We start from the raw sequence: 20,966 nt of genomic DNA, 5'->3' as shown, positions 1-20,966 counted from the left end.
CCTCCGACCCGGCGGGCCCCGGCACGACCCGCACCGGCTCCCACGACACCCAGCGGAACGTCCTCCGCCGAGTGCGTCCTCGGCCTGCCGGAGGGAGCGCACCCGTGACCTCGGCCCCACCGCCGTACCTGCCCGGCCACCGGCTGCTCACCGGCCGCTCCGCCGTCGTCACGGCTGCCGCCGGTGCCGGGATCGGCGGCGCGACAGCCCGGCGGCTGCTGGAGGAAGGCGCACGGGTCGTGATCTCCGACGCCCACGCCCGCCGGCTGAAGCAGTCCGGGGCGGAGCTGGCGGCCGAGTTCGGCACGGACCGCGTCACCGCACTGCCCTGCGACGTCACCGACGACGACCAGGTCACCGCACTGTTCGAGCACGCCGAGGAGCACCACGGACGCCTGGACATCGTGGTCAACAACGCGGGCCTCGGTGGCACCGCCGACCTCGTCGACATGACCGACGAGGAATGGAGCAAGGTCCTCGACGTCACCCTCAACGGCACCTTCCGCTGCACCCGCGCGGCCCTGCGCCGCATGAAGACCGCCGGCGCCGGCGGCGTCATCGTCAACAACGCCTCGGTGGTCGGCTGGCGCGCACAGCGCGGGCAGGCCCACTACGCCGCCGCCAAGGCCGGCGTCATGGCTCTGACCCGGTGCGCCGCGATGGAGGCCGCCGCCTACGGAGTGCGGGTGAACGCCGTCTCCCCGAGCCTGGCCATGCACCCGCACCTCGCCAAGGTCACCACCCCGGAACTGCTGGAGGAGCTGACCGGCCGAGAGGCCTTCGGGCGCTACGCCGAGCCCTGGGAGGTGGCCAACGTGATCGTGTTCCTGGCCAGCGGCTACTCGTCGTACCTGACCGGCGAGGTCCTGTCGGTCAGCAGCCAGCACCCGTGAGGCGAGAATGGTCCCGTGCCGAAAAGCAGCAACAGCGCCCCCAAGAAGACCACGGTGAGCCCGCCCGAGCGGCGCGAGGAACTCCTGGCCATCGCGGCCCAGGTGTTCGCCGCGCAGGGTTACAACGCCACGACCGTCCGGAAGATCGCGGACGCGGCGGGGATACTGGCGGGCAGCCTCTACTACCACTTCGACTCCAAGGAGTCGATGCTGGACGAGATCCTCTCCGGCTTCCTGGACGAGCTCTGGGCCCGGTACGACGCCGTACTCGGCGCCGGGCTCGGCCCCAGACAGACGCTGGAGGCCCTCGTGACCGAGTCCTTCCGGGAGATCGACCGGCACCTCGACGCGGTGGCCATCTACCAGAAGGAGTCCAGACACCTCGGGACGCAGCCGCACTTCGCCTATCTCGTCGAGTCGCAGCAGAAGTTCGAGAAGGCGTGGCTGGGCACGCTGGAGCGCGGAGTGGCCGCGAAGGTCTTCCGCGCCGACCTGGACGTACGGCTCACCTACCGCTTCGTACGAGACACGGTCTGGGTCGCCGCGTCCTGGTACCGGCCGGGAGGCCGGCACAGCCCCGAGGAGATCGCCCGCCAGTACCTGTCGATGGTGCTGGAGGGCATCGCACTGCACGACTCATAGGCAGTTCCGCACATCGCGGACACGGAGGAGGAGACGCCATGGCCGAGGCCTACATCGTCGAAGCGGTGCGCACCCCGGTCGGCCGGCGGGGCGGCGGACTGTCCGCCGTCCATCCGGCCGACCTCGGCGCGCACGTGCTGACCGCGCTGATGGAGCGCTCCGGCGCCGACCCGGCCGTCGTCGAGGACGTGGTGTTCGGCTGCCTCGACACCGTCGGCCCGCAGGCCGGTGACATAGCGCGCACCTGCTGGCTGGCCGCCGGGCTGCCGGAGGAGGTGCCCGGCGTGACCGTCGACCGCCAGTGCGGCTCCTCGCAGCAGGCCCTGCACTTCGCCGCCCAGGGCGTCCTGTCCGGCACCCAGGACCTGGTCGTGGCCGGCGGTGTGCAGAACATGTCGCAGATCCCCATCGCCTTCGCCACCCGCCAGGCCGCCGAGCCCCTGGGCCTGACCGAGGGCCCGTTCGCCGGCTCCGAGGGCTGGCGGGCCCGCTACGGCGACCGGCCGGTCAACCAGTTCCTCGGCGCCGAGGAGATCGCCCGCAAGTGGGACATCACCCGGGAGGCCATGGAGGAGTTCGCGTTCCGCTCCCACCAGCGGGCGATCCGGGCCATCGACGAGGGCCGCTTCGACCGGGAGACGGTGGCGTACGGCGCCGTGACCCTTGACGAGGGTCCGCGCCGCGACACCAGCCGGGAGAAGATGGCGGGACTGCAACCACTGGTGGAGGGCGGTCGGCTGACCGCCGCCCTCTCCTCGCAGATCTCCGACGGCGCCTCGGCCATGCTCCTCGCGTCGGAGTGGGCCGTACGGGAGCACGGTCTGACCCCCAGGGCCCGCATCCACCATCTCTCGGTGCGCGGCGAGGACCCGATCCGCATGCTGTCCGCCCCGATCCCGGCCACCGCTCACGCCCTGAAGAAGTCCGGGATGACCCTCGACGAGATCGACCTGGTCGAGATCAACGAGGCCTTCGCCCCGGTGGTCCTGGCCTGGCTGAAGGAGACCGGCGCCGACCCCGGGAAAGTCAACGTCAACGGCGGGGCCATCGCACTCGGCCACCCGCTCGGAGCCACCGGCACCCGGCTGATGACCACGCTCCTGCACGAACTGGAACGCACCGGCGGCCGCTACGGACTCCAGACGATGTGCGAAGGCGGCGGCCAGGCCAACGTGACCATAATCGAACGCCTATGACGCGGACACCGGTGCGGCAGCCGATCGCGCTCGCTGCCGCGTGGCGCCCCGACTTGCTCACTCCCGGCGCGGTACGGCTCCGTCCTGCCGGGGGTAGAGGTCGCGCAGCAGGGAGATCTCGGCCCCGTGATGGATCAGCTCCAGCGCCTCGTCAGCGGTCCCCGCGTAGGCGAATGTCCGGGAGTCGACGTCTCGGCCGCCGAAGTGCCATCCCACCCGATAGCACAGGCAGGAGACGATGATGTGCGCCAGCCGCCAGGCAATCGTGGTCACCGGGGCAGGGGACGCGGAGTCCATCGTCCATTCCCCTGAACCTGCCGACATCGGTGCGGGCGACGTGCCACGTGGGCGGATGCTCCAGCAGTCGCGCACCGGCTCCCAGAAGTACTCCTCATCGGCAAGACCGTGCAACCGCGGCCGCAGGTTCTTGTGCCAGTGCCGGTCCAACTGGTCCGCGAGCCGCTCGCTTCTCATCATCTCCGCACACTGCATACAACGGATCTCCGCACACTACATACAACAGAGAACGTGCTGCGACCAGGGTCGGCGACCGCGCGGACTGTGAACGCCTTTCCCCAGCGCCCGGCTGAGCGCAGCGGCGTCAGCGACCGCTAAGCTGCCGCATCGGCGAACGCTCCGTCGACGAGAACGGGAACCACCTGGCAGGCATCCAGTTCCGTTGCGATGGCGACGTCGTCGGCAAAGCCTCCGTCGGCGAGCTGCCGTCCGGACGCGCAGCTCGTGACCGTGGTGGCGACGTCCCCAATCCCCTCGTAGGCGGCTGCGGCCACCATCGCTTCCGGCGCGAGCCGGCCCCTGCCGCACCGGCGCAGGGAGGCAATCACTGCTCCGGCACCGAGAAGATCCTCAAGCGCCGGTCTGAGGCTGCCGTCGGGCCACCGCTCACCCGAAGCAATGACCACGACAGGCCGCTCGGCCGTTCCATAGCCTTGACCTGCGACCCACCGCCCTACAGCGGTTGCGTTCCGCAAGGACCCGGCGACCACGGTGGAGCCCTCAGCCGCCGCAGCGATGGTGGATCCGTTGGGTGAGGGCAGCACCAGACGAGGAGTGAACGGAGCACGCCGCAGCGCAGCAGGGGACAGGGACCACGGTGACTCCTCGGTGGCCGCGCTCCGCCCTACCGCCAGGCAGGCGCCCATCCGGTCGGCGAACACCGCAGCGGTCTCATCACGCCAGCGGTAGGGGAAAACCCGCGTTCCCGACTCCACCGCGACCGTCACCGATGTGGTGAATGAGAGCACATCGACGATGACGAGGCAGGGGGTCTCCTCGGCCAGGAAGGACGCACCGACAGCGCCCCATTCGAACCGAACTCCGTGACCCGTCTGCGTGAACCAGTCTCCCATGACCGGCGATCATGCCAGCCCCCGACGAGGTCGTGCAGCCCTCGGTCACTGTCCTCCTCCCTGCCTTCCGCCTTCCTCGGCAGACACCTGCCGGCGGTGAGGGAGGTTGAGCTTGTACCCCCCACAAATCCGACCTGCCGCACCTGGCGCAGAAGCGGTTCCCTGAAAAGCGCGCCCTCGGTCATGACGTCACCGACCGACGCGCCATCACGCCACCGATCGAACACGAGGTCTACTCCATGGAACGTCGCAAAGCGCTCGGACTGATCGCCGCCACCGGCGCGGGCACCGCCGCCTCTGTCACGGCTCTGCCCTCCTTCGGCTCGGAGAACAGCCGCGCCGCGGGCGCCACAGGCAAGGGCAAGGCCACGGCCAAGGGCGGCTACACCTTCGCCCTGGACAAGAACGTCAAGCGGACCTCGGTGCGGTTCAAGAACCGCTACGGCATCGAGGTCGCCGGAGACCTCTATGTGCCGAAGAACGCCAGGGGAAAGCTGCGTGCCCTGGCGCTCAGCGGACCGTTCGGCGCGGTCAAGGAACAGTCCTCGGGGCTCTACGCCAACGAGTTCGCCCGCCGCGGCTACGTCGCGCTCGCCTTCGACCCCTCGTTCACCGGGGAGAGCGGGGGCAGGGTGCGCGATGTGGGCTCGCCCGACATCTACACCGAGGACTTCAGCGCCGCGGTCGACTTCCTCGGCCTGCAGCAGGTCGTCGACCGCGAGCGGATCGGCGTACAGGCCATCTGCGGCCTGAGCGGGATGGCGCTGACCGCGGCGGCTGCGGACAGCCGCATCAAGGCGGTCGCCACGTCCGCGATGTACGACATGTCGCGCAGCATGTCCCGCGGCCACGAGGACTCCTACACCCGTGAGCAGCGCCAAAAGGTCGTGGACCATCTCAGCCGGCAGCGCTGGGTCGATGCCGAGAAGGGCACCTTCGCGCGGGGATCCCACGAGGTGCCCTTCGACGAGAACGGCAACGTCGCCCCCTCGAACCGCGTCCTGCCCACCACGCTCCCGGCGGACGCCGACCCGATCACGAAGATCTTCTTCGACTACTACCGCACCGAGCGCGGCTACCACCCGCGCTCGATCAACTCCACCACCGCGTGGACCGCGACGACGCCGATGTCGTTCTTCGCCTTCCGGCAGATGACGAACGTCGACATGCTGGCGCCCCGCAGGGCCCTCCTGGTGGCCGGCGCCGAGGCGCACTCCCTCTACTACTCCCAGGACGTCCAGAAGACGGCCCCCGACAGCATCGACCTCCTGGTCGTCCCGGGCGCGGACCACGTCGACCTGTACGACCGCAAGGACCTCATCCCCTTCGACAAGCTCGACGAGTTCTTCACCGAGAACCTCGCCTGACCGCAGCTGTGAGGCCCCGTTACATGCTGAAGGGGACGAGCGTTCGTATCAGGGGACGTCACCACGACACCTCGCGGACGTCGGCCCGGCTCTGCGGCTGAACCGTGGCGGTGATCTCCGACCGGTGGCGGCCGGCCGAGAACGTCACCGTGAGCGTCTGCGCCTCGGTCCGGCTCGTACTCACCGTGAACCCCCGGTTCGGCACCGCCGAGATCAGGCACACCGCGTCGTCGCCGAACCGCACGGTGGCCTTGCCACCCTCGGACGGCACCGTATAGACGCCGGCACCGCCTTCCTGGCACCCCGACCCGACCGCGCCGGTCGATGCCCCGGGGGTGCTGCTGCGGGCGGTAGGCGTCGGCGTGGGCGGGGGCGTCGGGCTGGGATCGGTCGCCGGCTCGCTGCTCCGGGGCGGCGGAGTGGGCTTGCGGCTGCTCACCGAGGGACTCGGGGAGGGCTTCGCGGTGGTGGGGCTGGGTCGAGGGGGCTTCAGGGGCTCACTCGGCGCGGACTGTGCGACCGGCGCTGTCGGCCGGGTCGACCCCACCACGAAGTGAATCGTGAGGATGACAGCGGTGACACTGGCTGCCGTGCAGGCGAGCCATATGATCAGGTAGCGCAGGAGGCGGGGCACGGCACCATAGTGACGGACCGGCTAACGTGCTCGCTCATGGCCTCCGTACTTGTCGTCGAGGACGACCCCGTCATCCGGGCCGCGCTGATCGAGGTCCTGACCGGGCACGGCTACGCGGTCAGGACCACCCACCAGGGTTTCGAGGCGCTGCGCGAGATCACCCAGAGCCCGCCGGACATCGTGGTGCTGGACCTGGGGCTGCCCGATCTCGACGGTCTCGACGTGCTGCGCATGATCCGCGGCATCTCCCGCGTGCCGGTCCTGGTCGCCACCGCCCGTGACGACGAGAGCGAGATCATCCGGCTGCTCAACGCAGGAGCCGACGACTACCTGGTCAAGCCGTTCTCCGGCGGCCAGCTCGCCGCCCGGCTCGCCGCCGTGCTGCGCCGGTCCGTCCCCGCCGACGGGACTGCGGCCCGGCGGCCCGTCCTCCAGGTGGCAGACCTGCGCATCGACCCGACCGCGCGCACCGCGCACCTGGCCGGCCGGGAACTGCCCCTGACGCGCCGCGAGTTCGATCTGCTCGCCTACCTCGCCGCCCACGCCGACCAGGTCGTCACCCGGCAGCGCATACTCGCCGAGGTGTGGCAGCAGCCGTACGTGGAGGACCAGACGGTCGACGTCCACCTCTCCGCACTCCGCCGCAAAATGGGCGAGAAGGCTCGAAAGCCCCGCTATCTGCGCACCGTTCGCGGTCTGGGCATCAAGTTGGTCAGCTCGCCATGAGACGCGCCCTCGCCGGAATCGCCCTGGCCGTCACCTCGATGGTGGCTCTGTCCTTCCTCATCCCTCTCGCCCTCCTCGTGCGCGAACAGGTACGGGACCGGGCCACCACGGCCGCCGAGCAGCGGGCCTCCGCCCTGTCCCCGGTGCTCGCCCTCACCACCCGGCGCGCCGACGTGCAGCAGGCCGTCGCCGAGCTGGGCTCCTCCGACCAACTCGCCGTACGGCTGCCCGACGGCGGCTTCGTCGGCACCCCGCACGCACCCCGGGACGCGCTCAACCGGGCCGTACGCGGCCGCGAAACGCTGGCCGTGGACACGCCGGGCGGCTGGGTCTACCTCCAGCCCGTCGTCCTACAGGGCGACCGGGTCGCGGTCGTCGAATCCTTCGTGCCCGCCGCGGACCTCACCCGGGGCGTGGTCGCGTCCTGGGGCGTCATGGCGCTGCTCGCGCTGGGCCTGGTCGGCGGTTCGGTACTCGTCGCCGACCGGCTCGGCGCCCGTGTCGTCCGGTCGTCGCGCAGTCTCAAGCGCGCCGCACTGGCTCTCGGCTCCGGCGACCTGGACGTGCGCGTCCAACCCGACGGTCCCCCCGAACTTCAGGAGGCCGGTGCGGCGTTCAACACCATGGCCGACCGCGTCCTCGACCTGCTCGCCGTGGAACGCGAGCTGGTCGCCGACCTCTCGCACCGGCTGCGCACCCCGTTGACCGCTCTCTATCTGGAGGCCGACCGGATGGGGTCGACGCCCAGTGCCCGGCGGGTCGCGGAGGCGGCCGGCCAGCTGGAGAGCGAACTGGACTCGATCATCGCCGCTGCCCGTACCCCGCTGGCGCCGGCGAAGCCGGCCCGTACGGGTTCCGGCGCGGCGAAGGCCTGTGACGTCGCCGAGGTGGTCGCCATGCGCATGGACTTCTGGTCGGTCCTCGCCACCAAGCAGGGTCGGCCCTGCGAGCGCTCCCTCACGCCGCGCCTGGTGCCCGTCGCCTTCACCGAGGACGACCTCGCGGCCGTTGTCGATGCCCTGATCGGCAATGTCTTCCGGCACACCCCGGAGGGCACCGCGTTCGCCGTGCGCGTGGAGCGCGCGGACCGGCACGTCTTCCTCACGGTCGACGACGCGGGAGAGGGCGTGGCGGACCCCGCCGCGGCTCTCACGCGAGGCGTGAGCGTCGGAGGCTCGACGGGGCTGGGCCTGGACATCGTGGCCCGGGCGTCCCGCGCGGCGGACGGCGAACTGACGATCACCCGGGCGCCCTTGGGTGGCGCCCGGGTGCGGGTGTCCTTCGTACTGGCCGACGGGGGCCGGACCGGAGGCGGGGTGCGGTGACCGGCGTCAGCGACCGGCGTCGGCGGCCGGGGGGAGCGGGGTGGGTCAGCGACCGGCGCCGAAGTTCTGCGTCCACCAGGGGCCGCCGTCGCCGAAGTGGACGCCTACGCCCAGCTCCTTGAAGGAGCAGTTGAGTATGTTCGCGCGGTGTCCGGGGCTGTTCATCCAGGACTTCATCACCGCGGCCGCGTCCGCCTGACCTCGGGCTATGTTCTCGCCCAGGGTCGACCACTGGTACCCCGCGGCCTCCACCCGGGTCGTCATCGTCGAGCCGTCGGGGCCGGTATGGGACATCACACCGCTGCTCGCCATGACGTCGCTGTAGTCGTCGGCGGCACGGGTGAGCCGGTCGTTCGCCGTGACCGGTGAGCAACCCGCCGCGGCGCGCTCCTTGTTGACCAGCGCGAGAACCTGCGCCTCGGGCCCGCCACCGGACTCGGAACCCGACCCGGAGTCCGATCCGGTGCTGCCGGGCCGGGTGCCGCCGGAACCGCTCGCCGCCCCGCCGCCGCTGCTCTTCGCCGCCGTCCCCGCGGGTGCCTTCTCCGCCGGGACGGTCGTCTTCCGTTCACGAGGGGTGGGGCTCGCCGATCGCTTCCGCTTCTCCTTCGGCTTCGCGCTCGGCGAGTTGCTCGCCGTACTGCTCGGGCTCGCCGAAGGGGAGGCGAGCGGCGTCGCCTCACCGGAGGCGTCGGCACCCGGTGTCCTGTCTGCGCTGTTCGCGACCACCCGGTCCGACGCGTCGCCGTCCTCGCCGCTGACGACGGCCACGGTGATCCCGACTCCCGCTATCGCAGCGACGGCTCCCATGGCCAGCGCGGGACCGCGCCTCTTCGGCCCACTGCGAGGGCGGGCGTGGAAGCGGGACGGGCGAGCGGCTCGGCGGGAACCCATGCAGGACACCTCGGTCTGTCGGTCGGCTGACTCGGCCCCGAATCCGGTGGCCGCGATCGCGGCCACCGGACCTGTGGGGGGTGTTCGAGAGCCTAGAACCCGGCCGGGGCGGAGACCTCTGATCAAAGGTCATCTTCAAGAACCCTTAAGACAGGCCCCAAAGTCCGCTGAGAAACGACGGGAAGCATCCCGGCGGCGTAGAACCGGGGGATCCGTTCCAGGGTGTGGGCCCGAGCAAGTGCGCCCGCCGGTACGGCGGCCCCGCCCCTGGCGCGGCCGAGGTCCGGCGGGCCGCAGCCGACGGACGGGGTCGGTGGCCTCCGGCTGCCACCTGGTGGAGCACAGAGCCTCTGGAAGGCACCCGCAGCCGGGACATGGGCCTGTGCCGGCCCTGGGCCCTAAGCTCCTGCCATGACCACTTGGTACGTCCTCCTGGAAGAGGACACACGGGAGACCAAGTACGCCGACGGTGCGGAACTGAGGCTGCACCGCTGGAAGTTGGTGGCCACGCGGGGCGTCGGCTCGACTGCGGAGGTGGCCGCCGCGGAAGCGGAGCGACTCGCTCTGGAGCACGTGCCGGCCGTGATCGCCAGGCACGCCAGGCCTGGAGATCAGCCCGCCAGGCAGGCCTACCTCACTCCCGACGGCGCATGGGTGGTGTCCGTCAGGCAGCGGGGTCGGGAAGCCCACGTTCGAGTGAGCGTCGCCCGACTGATGCACACACAGACGGAGAGCGAGGCGCCTGCTCCGAGCTGGAAGGAGAAGCTGCGCGAGGCCTTCTGACGCGAGGACGCCGGCAGCTCTCGCCGGCCACCCGGACCACCCGGACCACCCGGACCCCAATTCAACTACGACATTCCCCGCTTCAAAAGTTGCCGTGCGCAACTGATGAATCTCGATTCATCAACAGCTTTCCAACGGGCGTTTCGAATCGGTCTGGTTTTCGGGATGCTCCGCGGTCTGCACCATTTTCAGGTCCGGTCGGACTGGTGCTCTGCAATCGCTTGCTGTGAAGCCCGCACCGCCTACCCAGATTCCGTGCCACAACGTCGGCCCCTGGTATATGTGCACACCTTCTCGACGAAATGCCCGCATGAGCGTCAGGCGTGTGATGGAAAAGTGCGCGAGAAGGGTGGCCGATTCGTGTGCTGCCGACCTGCTGCTACGCCACCGATCCGCTTGAAGTCCTTGATCTGAGCACATCAATGAGTCAGGTTCGAGGTGGATCCGATGCAGGTTCGGTTCCGAACTCCCAGGCCCCCCACATCACCTGACGAGGAGAACCCCTCACATGGCGTCTCGCGCATTCACACACAGAATGCAGCTCCTTACTGCCACAACCGTCGTCGTAACCCTGACGGCCATCGGCACGGCCCACGCGCACACAGCGCCCGAACCCACCCCGGCAGAAGGCACCGTGTACGGCCTCGGTGCGAACGGAGCCGTCCCCGGCAGCTTCATCGTCACGATGGACGAGAAAGCGAACAAGTCCGCGCTTGCCGAGGAGTACGGCGGCACGCTCCGGCGCACGTACACGACCGCCATCAACGGCTTCTCCGCCAACGGCCTTTCCTCGGCCGAGGCCAAGCGCCTCGCCGCGGACCCGGCGGTCGCCAAGGTCGTGCAGGTCAAGAAGTTCAACATCGACGCCACTCAGGACAACCCGCCCTCCTGGGGCCTCGACCGCCTGGACCAGGCGGACACGGCCGGCGACGGCAAGTACACCTACCCCGACGGCGCGGGCGACGGCGTCACGGCGTACGTCATCGACACCGGTGTGAGGATCTCGCACAAGGACTTCGCGGGACGGGCCACGTCCGGCTTCGACGCGGTGGACAACGACAACGACGCCAGTGACGGCAACGGTCACGGCACCCACGTCGCCGGCACGATCGCCGGCACGTCCCACGGCGTCGCCAAGAAGGCGAAGATCGTCGCCGTCCGGGTGCTCGACGACAACGGGTCAGGGACGACCGAGCAGGTGATCGCAGGCATCGACTGGGTCGCCAAGAATCACAGCGGCCCGTCCGTCGCGAACATGAGCCTGGGCGGGGGCGCCGACCCGGCCATCGACGAAGCCGTCAAGAAGGCCGTCGCCGCCGGTGTCACCTTCGGCGTCGCCGCCGGCAACGACTCCGCCGACGCCGGGCAGGGCTCCCCGTCCCGTGTCGCGGAAGCCATCACCGTCGCCTCCTCGACCAAGGCCGACAAGCAGTCCGACTTCTCCAACTTCGGGGCGGTCGTGGACATCTACGCCCCCGGTTCGGACGTCACCTCCGCGTGGAACGACAGCGATGAAGGCACCAAGACCATCTCGGGCACGTCCATGGCCACACCGCACGTCGTAGGCGCCGCGGCCGTCTACCTGGCGGGCCACAAGGACGCCACGCCGGACCAGGTGGCCAAGGCCCTCACCGACGGCGCCACTCCCGACAAGATCTCCAACCCCTCACAGGGCACCGCGAACAAGCTGCTCAAGATCGTCGAGTAGCCCCATGTGACCGGCGCCCACCGTACTGCCCTCACCGGGGCCACGGCGGGCGCCGGCCGTGCTGTGCGTACCCTCTCAGACCGGTCAACGGCGCGCACGGCGGGCGGCGGCCGTGCTGTGCGTACCCCCTCAGACCGGTCAACGGCGCAGCCGATAGCGCAGGTGAAGCACCCGGTTGCCCTGAAGCACCACGTCAGGATCCTCCAACAGGTGCTGCGCGTGGACCGACCCGAAGTAGTGCTTGCCGGACCCGAACACGACGGGCACCACGTCCATGCGCACCTCGTCGATCAGGCCCGCGGCAAGCACCTGGCCACCGACGTCGCCGGCGGCGACCTCGACCACGCGGCCACCCGCAAGCTCCTGCGCCTTGGCCACGGTGCTCTCCTCTGCTTCCGGGTGCCTCAAATCAGCGTGTCGTGAGCTGTCGCTCTTGTAAGGAACGGCCGACCTGATCCCGGCCGTCGGCCCCGTTCGCGACGGCCGCAGCACCTTCTGCATCCGCACCGTCATCGACCGAGGCCCCCCTGACCGAGGCCCCCTGCCCCCTCAACTCATGGCCCGCACCGCGTACATGACGGACCACACAGCTTCACCGGAGCCCGCGACGCGCGGACACGGAGGACCGCCGCTCGACTGCGAGGCACATGCCTGTTCACCGGTTGATGAGGACGTGAGACCCGATGCCGAGCAGGACGAACTACTCCGGCCTGGGCGGGCCGGACGCTCCGGTACGGCCTCCTCACCGGCACTCCCTGCATGGTGCTGAAGTCCGCGCCGCCTTCCTCGATGCCGCGGGTCCGCCTCGGGCTGCTGCTGCGCCGCCGCGGCCAGGCGGCCCGCGCCCTGACAGACGCTGAAGTCGCCGGCGGCGGCACCTGCACCAGACCCGCCACCTGACCGAGGTGCCCCACCACGACGACGACCTGCGTACCGCGGCTTACCGGCTGAGTCGTCCGTCGCGGGCGGGATGCACCCGAGCACCACGGCTATCGGGCCTGGATACACAGGAAGCAGCCTTCCCAGTGCGGGAGTCCGCTGAGGACCCGGTGACGCGTGCACGATGCCGTCGCAGCCCCCTCCGGCCCTGGGAAGTGGTGGTAGGGGCCGCTGTTGGCCGGCGGGGTGAAGTGCTCCACCATGATCCTGAACTGCTCCAGGTGGTCGTGCACGCGGGGCGGGTGGTAGCCCAGCTCGCTCCAGCGATGCCCGCTCGCTGCGAGAGCCGTGGCGCGCAGTACGAAGTCCTTGGACCGCGCGCGCTCGGACTGACTGGTGCCCCAGTCGACCTCCTCCAGGTGGAAGCCGACCGCGCCACGGCCCATCACATGCTGGTCCTGCAAGTTCAGTAGCGCCGCGAAGCGAAGGTCCCAGGCCTCGGATGCAAGATCGGACACAGCGAGCATCAGCACCTCGACAAACGCCTCGGTGCCGCCGTTGGACAGATCCAGCTCCCGGCCTCCACCAGAGAAGATGTTCGCCACCTGGCCACCGTACCGTCGGACTGCGACCCTGCTTCGTTGGCCTCGGCTCCCCTGCACAACGGCCTGCGCGGGCGTGGGGTCGTCCAGGACGTGTTCTACGTAGCGGGTGAGTCCTGGGCGGACAGTTCTTCCGCCAGTTCCATACAGCGCAGGCGGGCCGGGGAGAAGTCGTAGGGCATCTTGCCGGTGGTTTCGAACACGCTCATGGAGTCAGTCTCCCGCCTGCGAGAACCGAGGTCGGTCGGCCCCTCGCCCTTGCCGTCATCGGCGGTGGCAGGGTGCAAAGTGTCCCAGGCGTCGAAGAGGGCATCGTCGTCCTTCCCCAAGCCGGACTCCTCGATGGCGGCCTGCAGGGCGCTCTCGAAGGCGTGCCGCTCGACGGCCACTTGAGCCACCCGTGGATCATCGACGGCGACACCGTCATCGAGCGCCTCCTCGGCCTCATCGATGCGGTCGGAATCCTCCCGCAAAGTGGGGTGCGCGGCCAGGACGACGAAGCGGGTGGCCTGGACGGCCGCGCCGAGCGGGCCGAAGATCCGCTCGGTGACCAGCAGACTGTCCAGGTCCGCCTGGCGCAGGGAGCCCTCGGGCAGGCTCTTGAGGCGGTCGGTGACGACGTCGGAGAGCAGGCCCATCCGGCTGCCTTCGGTGCGCATCCGCTGCACGGCGGTCCGTTGCCGCCGCAATTCCGCCTCCTGCTGGACGAGGGTTTCCTCCAACCGCTCCAGGATGTCCGCGACACGGTCTTCGCCGTCCCCACCGGCGGAAGCCGTGTCGGCGGTAAAGGCGGCACGGATGTCGTCCAGGGCGATCCCGGCGTCGGCCATCTTGCGAATCCACAGGAGGCGGATCATGTCCTCGTACCCGTAGCGGCGGCGGTCATCGCTGCCCCGCTCAGGCTCTGGGAGCAGACCGATCTCGTGGTAATGGCGAATCGCCCGTGGCGTGCTGCCGACGAAGGCCGCCGCGTCACCGATCTTGACGCGACGGGGTGGCGTGAAAGACGAATGCATGAGCAAGACCTTTTCCTCAAGGCATCGGGACGGGACGTAAGTCCACCGGACCACATGCCGCTACGGAAGGTGCAACCCCATCCATGCCGCGCCGCGCCAATGCCAGGAAGTATGCCCTTCCTCCGTGATGACTGCAGGGCCGTCCTTGCTCCTGGGGCATCCGCACGACGGCAGGCTGAGGGTTCACAGCCACCGATGAATCGCGCCGGCCTGAACCGTCGCCTCGAACCGAACCGCAAGTGTGTCGAACCGGGTCGCCACGGCCCGTGCCGCTTGAGCCGCTGATCCTGCATTCGACCTGTGCCGGGCCTCCAGGCCCTCGTGTTCGAGGAAGGGCGGACGGCCACCGCCAGGTCCGCGGCGCCTGCGTTTGCGGACCTGATCGGCCGGCCCAGGAATCGTGCAAGTGATGCCACGTCTGCGCAGGGAGGCGCGATTCGCGCGTGAAGAGTACGCCTTATCGCCTCGCACCGCAGCGGGCGGCGGCTTTGAGGCCGACCGACTCCCGGCCGGGGCCCCGACCGCGTTCAGAGCCGGCTCGAACTGTGGACTGCCGCCGCACTGCCCGGCGTTCTTGCTGGCGCATTCGCGCGGGGCACCCGTCGTCCTCTCGAAGCCAGACGACGGCACGCGCGACACTCAGGCGTGCGCGCCTGCCGCCTTGCGGCCGGTCAGTCCCGCGGTGCGACGCGGATCCGGTTCCCGTCAGGATCCGCCGCGAGGAAGGTCAGCCCGAACCCCGCATCATGAGGCTCGCGCAGCATCGTGACTCCCTTGGACTTCCACTGCTCAAACGTCGCGTTGAGCTCGTCGGGTCCACTGTCGATGGCCAGGCACACCTCACTGGTGCGCGGGACGTCCGGTGACAGATCCTCGAACTGGCCGGACCACAGAGCGAGGTCAGCGCCTGGCCCGAGGTCGAAGGTGATGTATCCCGGAGTCTCGAACGACGGGCTCATGCCGAGGAGGTCGCCGTAGAAACGCGCTGCGGCGGGAGCGTCGTTCACGTAGACGATGGACACGATGGATGTGGTCATGACTGGTCCTTCTCGCAGGTAGCAGGTACGCATCCACCAGCCTGACCGGTATATGCGCCACATCGTGTCGCAATTCCCGGGGAAAATCGGTGGGTGACCCCAGACCGCTTCTTCAGCCTGATGCTGCTCCTCACGTCAAGGGATGCCGTGACCACACAGGAACTCGCCTCAGCGCTCGGGGTGTCCCTTCGAACCATCACCCGAGACCTGAACTGGCTCCGCGACGCCGGTCTGCCGGTCACCGCACACCGCGGCCGTCTCGGAGGCGTGACCATGCTGCCCGGATCCGGAGTCGACCTCACGCGGCTCACACCGGGCGAGCGGGATCATCTGTCGCTCACCGGGCTGGATGAGACGCAACGCGCGGAGCTCAACGCATCGGCCGAAAGCCGGCGCGCCCTCTCCAAGATCGCCGCTGCACAGCTACCACGAGTTCATGAGCTCCTGCCGCTCACCGACGTAGTGCACGTGGACAGCCGTCCCTGGCATGGCGCACGAACTTCCGGCACGACTCCGGCTTCGCTGATCGGCGCAGTGCGGCGAGGCCGCCGGCTACGGATCGAGTACGCCAGTCCACGCGAGTCGTGTCCACGCGACCTGACCGTGGATCCTTACGGGCTGTTCGCCAAGGCGGGCATCTGGTACCTCGTCGCCGACTGTGCCCGAGTGCCACGGATGTACCGACTCGAACGGATCTCGACGTGGAAGGAAGCCGACCAGCCACGACGGATCCGCGAGGACCAGACCCTGGCCACCGTCGCTGCCGCGCTCATCGCTCAGTGGGAACACAACCACGTGATAGAGGTCAGCGCCACCATCGACCAGACCCAGATCGAGCGAGCGCAACGGATCTTCGGCCACCGACTCGTCCAGGACGGCCCTGACGATTCCGCCGCCGGCCACAACGTGACAATCCGCTTCCTGCGTCTGGAGGATGTGCGAGCACTACTGCCGTTCGGGAGCGCCATCACTGTGCACGGCCCCACTGAAGCCAGGGCTCACCTCCGCGACCTCGCCATCCATCTCGCCCACCACTATGCGCCGTCACCAACCTGCCCGGACAGCACACGGGACCCGGACGGCTGACGACTCCTGATGGGCCATCACTCCCGCGCTCCTGACCAGCGCCGTGCAGGGGGCGCCTCGGCGAAGTGGCCCCACGGCACGTTGGCGGCGTCGGTGGAGCCGCAGCCATGGCGGATCAAGACAAAGTGCTGCCGGTGACAACGCGAGCCTGGTCAGCATCTGCGCGGTGGGCCAGGCTCATCCGCTGAGACGGCGATGCCCGATGAGGGTTCGATCCGCTGGCCGGTCGGTGAGGATCCGTCGGCAGTCTTCGACCTGTCGCCCGGTCACGAATCTCGGCGCACGTTGATTCTGAGCGGGCCGGTGGTGTCCGATGCGGAACTGGGAGCGGTGGTTGGTGGCCTCAGGATGGGCGCACGCTGGTGGACGCAGAGGATTCCGGCTCCAGACGGACACAGCAGTGACCGGGGCTGGGAGCCAGGCGTGCCTGGAGGCCGCTTTCGGTGATCCCCTCCAGCAGGCCGCGGAGCAGGTGGAGGTTCATGCCGCACACCGTCTGGGTGTGATCGCGGGCCAGCGCGTGGAAGGGACAATTGCCCAAAACGATGGCATCACCGTCAGAGCGGGGTTCGAAGCCGTTCTCTTCCAGCACGGTGAATACATCCGCATGGCCCGGGCCGGCGAGTTGTGCGCCCAGCCCGTGTGCCTTTCGGTGCAGAACCGAACGAACCGGTTCACCTGTGGATTCGGAGTCCTCCAGTGCCTGGGCCAGGAGCCGTCCCGCCAGTTCGTAGTGCCGCTCCGGGAGGCTGACGGTGACCTGTCTCGCGGACCGCTTGTAGAGCTTGGCGGGCCGGCCTGCTCCGGGCCCGGTGCGGCCGCTGCGCCGCTCGTAGACGACGTCGAGCAGCGCCTCGTCGGCCAGCCGGTCCAGGTGGAAGGCCGCCGTCTGCCGGGCAATGCCGAGGGCCTCGGCGGCTTCGTCCCGGCTGACCGGCTCCGGCTGGCGCACGACGTGGTCGTAGAGCCTCCTGCGGGTCGGCTCGCCGAGAACGGCGACGGCTGAGACGTCGGGGCGGGCTACTTCCTTCGAGGGGTCCACGAACACCAGTGTAAAACCAACAGCGATTGACTAAAGACCGCTTCCGCGCTTCTATCGTTAATGAGAGTTGTCTATAGAAGGAAGGGCGTCATGTCGTCCGCAACCACAACCACCACATCAGCCGCCACCCGGCGGCCCGCGCTCAGCGATCCCGGCTACCAGGCGTTCGTCATCCTGCGCACCGGGTTCACCGTCGCGCCGATCCTGTTCGGGCTGGACAAGTTCGCCAACCTGCTCGTGGACTGGCCCACCTACCTCGCCCCGTGGATCAACGACATCGTCCCGGGGAGTGCCCAAGCAGTCATGTACGCAGTCGGAGTGATCGAGATCGTTGCGGGCCTCGTCGTCGCGCTCGTCCCGCGCTTCGGCGGCTGGCTGGTGGCCGGATGGCTCGCCGGGATCATCGTCAACCTTCTGACCACCCCCGGTTACTACGACGTCGCGCTGCGCGACTTCGGCCTGCTGCTCGCCGCGGTGGCTCTCGCCCGGCTCGCCCAGCGCTACCACGGCAAGCGACAGTCTCACTGACGGAGGGCAGCAGCCCCAGGAGGTGACCAGGCGGGTGGGCGTCCATCGGCTCACCCGCTGGGTGTGAAGGAGGCCAACGCACCAACATCGAGACCTACGCCGACTCCTACTGGCTCGCCTCGCACAGAGGCGTTGACCGAAGCGCCCGCCAAAGCCGGCGGCATGGTGACCATGCAGGAAACGGACCAGCTGGAGAAGGCCTCCGGCAAGCTCTTCTTGTTGTGGGGCCGCCACCGGCCAACCACACTGGGAGTCGAATAGGGGATATCGAGTCATGGACCACAGCACGCACCGCACCGGTACCGCGCACGGCCACACCGCCCCTGTACAGGGCCACGGTCATCACGGCCATCAGGAACACGGTGGCCACGGCAAGGGCGCGTCCTGGCCGACGGCGGTGAAGGCGACGCTGCACTGCCTGACCGGCTGCGCCATCGGCGAGATCCTCGGCATGGTCATCGGCACCGCCCTGCTGTGGGGCAACGTGCCCACCATGATCCTGGCGATCTCCCTCGCCTTCCTCTTCGGCTACTCCTTCACGCTCTTCGCCGTCGTGCGCGCAGGGCTGTCGCTGAAGGCCGCCATCAAGGTGGCGCTGGCCGCCGACACCGTATCCATCGCGGTGATGGAACTGGTCGACAACGCGATCATCGCGCTGACCCCGGGAGCGATGGACGCGCATTTGTCCGACGGACTGTTCTGGTCGGCGCTGCTCGGCGGCTTCGCCGTCGCCTTCGTGATCACCACTCCGGTGAACAAGTGGATGATCGGCCGCGGCAAGGGCCACGCCGTCGTCCACGCCTACCACTGACGCACCCAGTACAGGCGGGCAAACAGGCCCAAGCCCCCACCTTGCGCACGCAGATTCCCCAGGCCGGCTCTGGCCCGTAGGAGCCGATCATGGCGAAGGAGAAGAGCAGGAACGGCCGGTTGGCGGAGATACCGCGCCACTGGGCGAGCATGCCCTGACCCCTGACCCCTGACCCCTGACCCCTGGCCCCTGTCGCCGTTCTGCCTCTGGGCGTCGTCACGCCGCCGGGTGGGCAGGGCGCGGATCTGTACGACGCTCAGCAGCGCGAAGATGGCGGCCGACACAGGGCAGGTGATGCGGAAGTCCACGCTGGTCAGCACCGTGCCCCCCAGCGGGCCCAGCGGGCCCAGCAGGGCCCGGCCGGCCCGGCGGCGGCTGACGCGGCTGGCCCCTGGAGCGGCGGGGGTGCAGTCAGTCGCAGTCGTCGAGGTTGATCTTCAGTGAGCGGGTCTGGTCGTTGAGGTCGCAGCCGCGCAGGTCGCGGATGAGCCGCCACTGCGGCGGGTTACACCACACGTAGCCGGCCGGGCAGTCGATCTCTGCTCGCACCACGTTCGGGGCGCTGGAAGCGGAGGCGGGAAAGGCCATCGCGGCGAGCGCCGAGGCGAGGATCGCCGCGGATGCGAGTGGCCGGGGCTCAGTGTGAAGCGGTTCCGAACAGCCCGCTGACGATTTGCCGCAGTACCGCCTCTTCCGGGCCGCTGTCATCCGCTCTCTCGTACTCGGTCAGCGCAATGCCGGCGAGCGTGAACTCGTCCATCAACGCGCGCAGCGCTTCCAGCAGGTCCTCGACTCCGAGGCCGCCCGGCTCGGGCGTGCCGACGGCCGGGAAGATCTGCGGATCGAGGACGTCGAGGTCGATGTGGACGTAGACCGCCTTGGCGCCGGTCGCACGCACCTGGGCCAGAAGTGGACCCGGTCGGGTCAGTTGCTCGACGCCGATGTGCCGGATGCCGCGACGCTCGACGAACTCCCGCTCGCCCGCGTCCAGTGACCGGGCGCCTGCCAGCACCACACGGTCGGCCGACACGCTCTGCGCGGGGCGCAGGCCTTCGGGGCCGTCGCCGAGGAGCGCGCGCAGCACCATGCCGTGGAAGGCTCCGGACGGCGAGGACTGCGGGGTGTTGAGGTCGGCGTGCGCGTCGAACCACACCAGCGTCAGCCGGTCCCCGAAGACGGAGAGCGCGGTTTCGATCGGAGCGAGGTCCACCCCGCAGTCGCCGCCGATGGTCACGGTCGTTTCACCTGGCGGAACAGCGGCCAGGGCTTCGCGCACTGCTTGCAGGTGCCGCTCCAGCACGTCGGCGTTTCGTACGCCGCCTCGCGAGTTCCCGGCGCCGCTGTCGATCGCCACCCTGAGCCGCCGCTCCTCAGGAACAAGCTCGGCAAGGCGGACAGCACCATCGCGCAATCGACCAGCGGTCGTGGCCCCCGACCCCTGCCACTGCGCCACCTCGAGTACGACCTGACCGGACACGACTCTCCCCTCACGTTGACCAACTCAGCCTAAGCAATGGCCCGTACATGATCTCGGGTACTGGGTGACCTGCGTGTCCCTCAGCCACCCGGTCCCTTCTCGCGGCGATGCGGGATGACCAGGCCGGCACCCCGGCAGCCGCCGTCCGCGATCACCGTGCTCTTCCCGCGGCCTCCCTGGGGCCGAACAGTTCCCACACCTTGCAGTCGTTGCGGTTGCCGGGCAGCGGAGGGCCGCGCGGGCGGATTCCACGCAGCAGTGGCCGCCGGGCCGCACGACGGCATCGCAGTCTCGCGTAGTGCACCCCCCCGCCCATGATTGGTTCGCCCGCAACCGGCAGGCGTGCACCCCGGCGCTGCGGTCAGGAACGCGCTCGTGGGGCGTACGTCTGGCCGATGCGTATTTTCGAAGGTTGTTTGTTCGGTCTCAGCGCCCGACCGCGAACAACGTCTGAGCCATTACACCTGGAGTGGGCGTTCCGGCCGCAACAGCCGCGTCCCGGCCGGGTTGCGACAGAACTCTGAGGCAGAGCTGAACTCGTCATCCCGCCGTCTCTACCGGTCGCGCTCATGCCTGACCGGTGCCGTCGACGAAGGAGAACCGTGAAGAAGAGGACCCCGCTCAAGCGGGCTACCGCCGCAGCCGCCATGATCGCCACGGCAGGGCTGCTTTCGCTCGGCACCAGCACCGTGGCCACAGCTGCGCCGTCGGGGGACACGTCCGCGCAGGCATGCGGGTACTACGAAACCTCCGACTCCGCCTACTACGGTCATTGCGGCAGCGGCCGCGTCATCATCAAGATCGAGCTGGACTGGACCACCGACGTGCGGTACGAGTGCGTTCCCGATGGCGAGACCTATCTGGGCAGCACCGACGACATCGACTACGCGGTGTACGTCGGGAACTGCTGACCCATCACAGGATCGATCGCGATGCGACGGCGTGGCGGT

The 20,966-nt window shown here is 69.3% G+C and carries 23 protein-coding genes and 4 pseudogenes; 13 read left to right on the top strand and 14 right to left on the bottom strand.

The genetic code is table 11. The features are described from left to right. Positions 1 to 104: 104 nt before the first annotated feature. The 3 genes from AB0E85_RS37665 to AB0E85_RS37655 are packed head-to-tail and all read left to right on the top strand — an operon-like array spanning position 105 to position 2,731. On the top strand, positions 105 to 893 hold the full coding sequence (locus AB0E85_RS37665) for an SDR family oxidoreductase (RefSeq protein ID WP_361937121.1): 789 nt from the start codon (positions 105 to 107) through the stop codon (positions 891 to 893). A gap of 54 nt (positions 894 to 947) precedes the next feature. Next, positions 948 to 1,535: a TetR/AcrR family transcriptional regulator gene (locus AB0E85_RS37660; RefSeq protein ID WP_361937125.1), complete on the top strand. Its 588-nt coding sequence runs from the start codon at positions 948 to 950 to the stop codon at positions 1,533 to 1,535. 38 nt (positions 1,536 to 1,573) lie between these two features. Further along, positions 1,574 to 2,731 carry an acetyl-CoA C-acetyltransferase gene (locus AB0E85_RS37655; protein ID WP_361937119.1) on the top strand — a complete coding sequence of 386 codons (1,158 nt, stop codon included), beginning with the start codon at positions 1,574 to 1,576 and terminating at the stop codon, positions 2,729 to 2,731. 57 nt (positions 2,732 to 2,788) lie between these two features. Here the strand turns inward: AB0E85_RS37655 and AB0E85_RS37650 are convergent, their stop codons facing one another. Then, complete coding sequence (locus AB0E85_RS37650) at positions 2,789 to 3,208, bottom strand: DinB family protein (RefSeq protein ID WP_361937117.1); 420 nt, start codon at positions 3,206 to 3,208, stop codon at positions 2,789 to 2,791. Positions 3,209 to 3,342: 134 nt separating this feature from the next. Further along, on the bottom strand, positions 3,343 to 4,101 hold the full coding sequence (locus AB0E85_RS37645) for a 2-phosphosulfolactate phosphatase (RefSeq protein ID WP_361937115.1): 759 nt from the start codon (positions 4,099 to 4,101) through the stop codon (positions 3,343 to 3,345). Between the two features lie 239 nt (positions 4,102 to 4,340). Here AB0E85_RS37645 and AB0E85_RS37640 point away from each other — a divergent pair, with 239 nt between their 5' ends. Next, on the top strand, positions 4,341 to 5,468 hold the full coding sequence (locus AB0E85_RS37640; RefSeq protein WP_361937113.1) for an alpha/beta hydrolase: 1,128 nt from the start codon (positions 4,341 to 4,343) through the stop codon (positions 5,466 to 5,468). 58 nt (positions 5,469 to 5,526) lie between these two features. Here the strand turns inward: AB0E85_RS37640 and AB0E85_RS37635 are convergent, their stop codons facing one another. Beyond that, entirely contained in the window at positions 5,527 to 5,739 is a 213-nt protein-coding gene (locus tag AB0E85_RS37635; protein WP_361937111.1) for a hypothetical protein, read from the bottom strand. A gap of 399 nt (positions 5,740 to 6,138) precedes the next feature. On the opposite strand from AB0E85_RS37635, the gene AB0E85_RS37630 reads away from it, so the two are divergent. Together AB0E85_RS37630 and AB0E85_RS37625 are read left to right on the top strand one after the other, a co-directional pair. After that, entirely contained in the window at positions 6,139 to 6,828 is a 690-nt protein-coding gene (locus tag AB0E85_RS37630) for a response regulator transcription factor (protein ID WP_361937109.1), read from the top strand. After that, positions 6,825 to 8,153, top strand: coding sequence for a HAMP domain-containing sensor histidine kinase (locus AB0E85_RS37625; RefSeq protein ID WP_361937107.1), 1,329 nt, complete (start codon positions 6,825 to 6,827; stop codon positions 8,151 to 8,153). The genes AB0E85_RS37630 and AB0E85_RS37625 overlap by 4 nt, the downstream gene beginning before the upstream one ends. A 45-nt stretch (positions 8,154 to 8,198) precedes the next feature. Here the strand turns inward: AB0E85_RS37625 and AB0E85_RS37620 are convergent, their stop codons facing one another. Continuing rightward, complete coding sequence (locus AB0E85_RS37620) at positions 8,199 to 9,047, bottom strand: CAP domain-containing protein (protein WP_361937105.1); 849 nt, start codon at positions 9,045 to 9,047, stop codon at positions 8,199 to 8,201. A 411-nt stretch (positions 9,048 to 9,458) separates the two neighbouring features. Between AB0E85_RS37620 and AB0E85_RS37615 the strand changes: the two genes are divergently transcribed. Together AB0E85_RS37615 and AB0E85_RS37610 are read left to right on the top strand one after the other, a co-directional pair. Next, on the top strand, positions 9,459 to 9,830 hold the full coding sequence (locus tag AB0E85_RS37615; protein WP_361937103.1) for a hypothetical protein: 372 nt from the start codon (positions 9,459 to 9,461) through the stop codon (positions 9,828 to 9,830). 535 nt (positions 9,831 to 10,365) lie between these two features. Continuing rightward, complete coding sequence (locus AB0E85_RS37610; RefSeq protein WP_361937101.1) at positions 10,366 to 11,538, top strand: S8 family peptidase; 1,173 nt, start codon at positions 10,366 to 10,368, stop codon at positions 11,536 to 11,538. Positions 11,539 to 11,676: 138 nt separating this feature from the next. On the opposite strand, the pseudogene AB0E85_RS37605 reads toward AB0E85_RS37610, so the two are convergent. Further along, a pseudogene (locus AB0E85_RS37605) lies at positions 11,677 to 11,925 on the bottom strand (dihydrofolate reductase family protein); the annotation flags it as partial. A gap of 372 nt (positions 11,926 to 12,297) precedes the next feature. On the opposite strand from AB0E85_RS37605, the gene AB0E85_RS37600 reads away from it, so the two are divergent. Next, positions 12,298 to 12,438: a hypothetical protein gene (locus tag AB0E85_RS37600; RefSeq protein ID WP_361937099.1), complete on the top strand. Its 141-nt coding sequence runs from the start codon at positions 12,298 to 12,300 to the stop codon at positions 12,436 to 12,438. A gap of 89 nt (positions 12,439 to 12,527) precedes the next feature. On the opposite strand, the gene AB0E85_RS37595 is transcribed toward AB0E85_RS37600, so the two are convergent. From AB0E85_RS37595 to AB0E85_RS37580, 4 genes and pseudogenes are all read right to left on the bottom strand, one after another. Then, positions 12,528 to 13,022 (bottom strand): hypothetical protein, encoded by a 495-nt coding sequence (locus AB0E85_RS37595; protein WP_361937097.1) that lies wholly within the window; start codon positions 13,020 to 13,022, stop codon positions 12,528 to 12,530. 95 nt (positions 13,023 to 13,117) lie between these two features. Next, the gene (locus AB0E85_RS37590; RefSeq protein ID WP_361937123.1) at positions 13,118 to 14,035 is read right to left on the bottom strand and encodes a MerR family transcriptional regulator; all 918 of its coding nucleotides are present in this window, start codon (positions 14,033 to 14,035) and stop codon (positions 13,118 to 13,120) included. Positions 14,036 to 14,371: 336 nt separating this feature from the next. Next, positions 14,372 to 14,506 (bottom strand): annotated as a pseudogene (locus tag AB0E85_RS37585) (IS5/IS1182 family transposase); the annotation flags it as partial. A gap of 200 nt (positions 14,507 to 14,706) precedes the next feature. Continuing rightward, the gene (locus AB0E85_RS37580) at positions 14,707 to 15,072 is read right to left on the bottom strand and encodes a VOC family protein (RefSeq protein ID WP_361937095.1); all 366 of its coding nucleotides are present in this window, start codon (positions 15,070 to 15,072) and stop codon (positions 14,707 to 14,709) included. Positions 15,073 to 15,165: 93 nt separating this feature from the next. On the opposite strand from AB0E85_RS37580, the gene AB0E85_RS37575 reads away from it, so the two are divergent. Then, entirely contained in the window at positions 15,166 to 16,158 is a 993-nt protein-coding gene (locus AB0E85_RS37575) for a WYL domain-containing protein (RefSeq protein ID WP_361937093.1), read from the top strand. 343 nt (positions 16,159 to 16,501) lie between these two features. Here AB0E85_RS37575 and AB0E85_RS37570 read toward each other — a convergent pair whose 3' ends face one another. Further along, positions 16,502 to 17,206 carry a helix-turn-helix domain-containing protein gene (locus AB0E85_RS37570; protein WP_361937091.1) on the bottom strand — a complete coding sequence of 235 codons (705 nt, stop codon included), beginning with the start codon at positions 17,204 to 17,206 and terminating at the stop codon, positions 16,502 to 16,504. A gap of 84 nt (positions 17,207 to 17,290) precedes the next feature. On the opposite strand from AB0E85_RS37570, the gene AB0E85_RS37565 reads away from it, so the two are divergent. Next, entirely contained in the window at positions 17,291 to 17,728 is a 438-nt protein-coding gene (locus AB0E85_RS37565) for a hypothetical protein (protein ID WP_361937090.1), read from the top strand. 274 nt (positions 17,729 to 18,002) lie between these two features. After that, positions 18,003 to 18,539, top strand: a complete 537-nt coding sequence (locus tag AB0E85_RS37560; protein ID WP_361937088.1) for a DUF4396 domain-containing protein — start codon at positions 18,003 to 18,005, stop codon at positions 18,537 to 18,539. A gap of 76 nt (positions 18,540 to 18,615) precedes the next feature. Here the strand turns inward: AB0E85_RS37560 and AB0E85_RS37555 are convergent. From AB0E85_RS37555 to AB0E85_RS37540, 4 genes and pseudogenes are all read right to left on the bottom strand, one after another. Next, a pseudogene (locus AB0E85_RS37555) lies at positions 18,616 to 18,880 on the bottom strand (MFS transporter); the annotation flags it as partial. Positions 18,881 to 18,950: 70 nt separating this feature from the next. Then, a complete protein-coding gene (locus AB0E85_RS37550) occupies positions 18,951 to 19,091 on the bottom strand; it encodes a hypothetical protein (RefSeq protein WP_361937086.1) in 141 nt (46 codons plus the stop codon). 85 nt (positions 19,092 to 19,176) lie between these two features. Beyond that, positions 19,177 to 19,893 carry an arginase family protein gene (locus tag AB0E85_RS37545; protein ID WP_361937084.1) on the bottom strand — a complete coding sequence of 239 codons (717 nt, stop codon included), beginning with the start codon at positions 19,891 to 19,893 and terminating at the stop codon, positions 19,177 to 19,179. A gap of 215 nt (positions 19,894 to 20,108) precedes the next feature. After that, positions 20,109 to 20,251: pseudogene (locus AB0E85_RS37540) on the bottom strand (IS5/IS1182 family transposase); the annotation flags it as partial. Between the two features lie 367 nt (positions 20,252 to 20,618). Here AB0E85_RS37540 and AB0E85_RS37535 point away from each other — a divergent pair. Further along, the gene (locus tag AB0E85_RS37535) at positions 20,619 to 20,927 is read left to right on the top strand and encodes a DUF6355 family natural product biosynthesis protein (protein WP_361937082.1); all 309 of its coding nucleotides are present in this window, start codon (positions 20,619 to 20,621) and stop codon (positions 20,925 to 20,927) included. Positions 20,928 to 20,966: the final 39 nt, after the last annotated feature.

Source organism: Streptomyces sp. NPDC029044, assembly GCF_040637495.1.
In the GTDB taxonomy this organism is placed as follows: Bacteria; Actinomycetota; Actinomycetes; order Streptomycetales; family Streptomycetaceae; genus Streptomyces.
Note: the sequence above shows the minus strand (reverse complement) of the source record. Positions and strands in the feature narration are given on the sequence as shown.

Bases quoted from the DNA above. Each gene is read 5' to 3' on its own strand.
- AB0E85_RS37655 (WP_361937119.1), top strand. From the start codon at position 1,574: ATGGCCGAGGCCTACATCGTCGAAGCGGTGCGCACCCCGGTCGGCCGG.
- AB0E85_RS37650 (WP_361937117.1), bottom strand. From the start codon at position 3,208: ATGATGAGAAGCGAGCGGCTCGCGGACCAGTTGGACCGGCACTGGCAC.
- AB0E85_RS37645 (WP_361937115.1), bottom strand. From the start codon at position 4,101: ATGGGAGACTGGTTCACGCAGACGGGTCACGGAGTTCGGTTCGAATGG.
- AB0E85_RS37640 (WP_361937113.1), top strand. From the start codon at position 4,341: ATGGAACGTCGCAAAGCGCTCGGACTGATCGCCGCCACCGGCGCGGGC.
- AB0E85_RS37630 (WP_361937109.1), top strand. From the start codon at position 6,139: ATGGCCTCCGTACTTGTCGTCGAGGACGACCCCGTCATCCGGGCCGCG.
- AB0E85_RS37625 (WP_361937107.1), top strand. From the start codon at position 6,825: ATGAGACGCGCCCTCGCCGGAATCGCCCTGGCCGTCACCTCGATGGTG.
- AB0E85_RS37620 (WP_361937105.1), bottom strand. From the start codon at position 9,047: ATGGGTTCCCGCCGAGCCGCTCGCCCGTCCCGCTTCCACGCCCGCCCT.
- AB0E85_RS37615 (WP_361937103.1), top strand. From the start codon at position 9,459: ATGACCACTTGGTACGTCCTCCTGGAAGAGGACACACGGGAGACCAAG.
- AB0E85_RS37610 (WP_361937101.1), top strand. From the start codon at position 10,366: ATGCAGCTCCTTACTGCCACAACCGTCGTCGTAACCCTGACGGCCATC.
- AB0E85_RS37600 (WP_361937099.1), top strand. From the start codon at position 12,298: ATGGTGCTGAAGTCCGCGCCGCCTTCCTCGATGCCGCGGGTCCGCCTC.
- AB0E85_RS37590 (WP_361937123.1), bottom strand. From the start codon at position 14,035: ATGCATTCGTCTTTCACGCCACCCCGTCGCGTCAAGATCGGTGACGCG.
- AB0E85_RS37580 (WP_361937095.1), bottom strand. From the start codon at position 15,072: ATGACCACATCCATCGTGTCCATCGTCTACGTGAACGACGCTCCCGCC.
- AB0E85_RS37565 (WP_361937090.1), top strand. From the start codon at position 17,291: ATGTCGTCCGCAACCACAACCACCACATCAGCCGCCACCCGGCGGCCC.
- AB0E85_RS37560 (WP_361937088.1), top strand. From the start codon at position 18,003: ATGGACCACAGCACGCACCGCACCGGTACCGCGCACGGCCACACCGCC.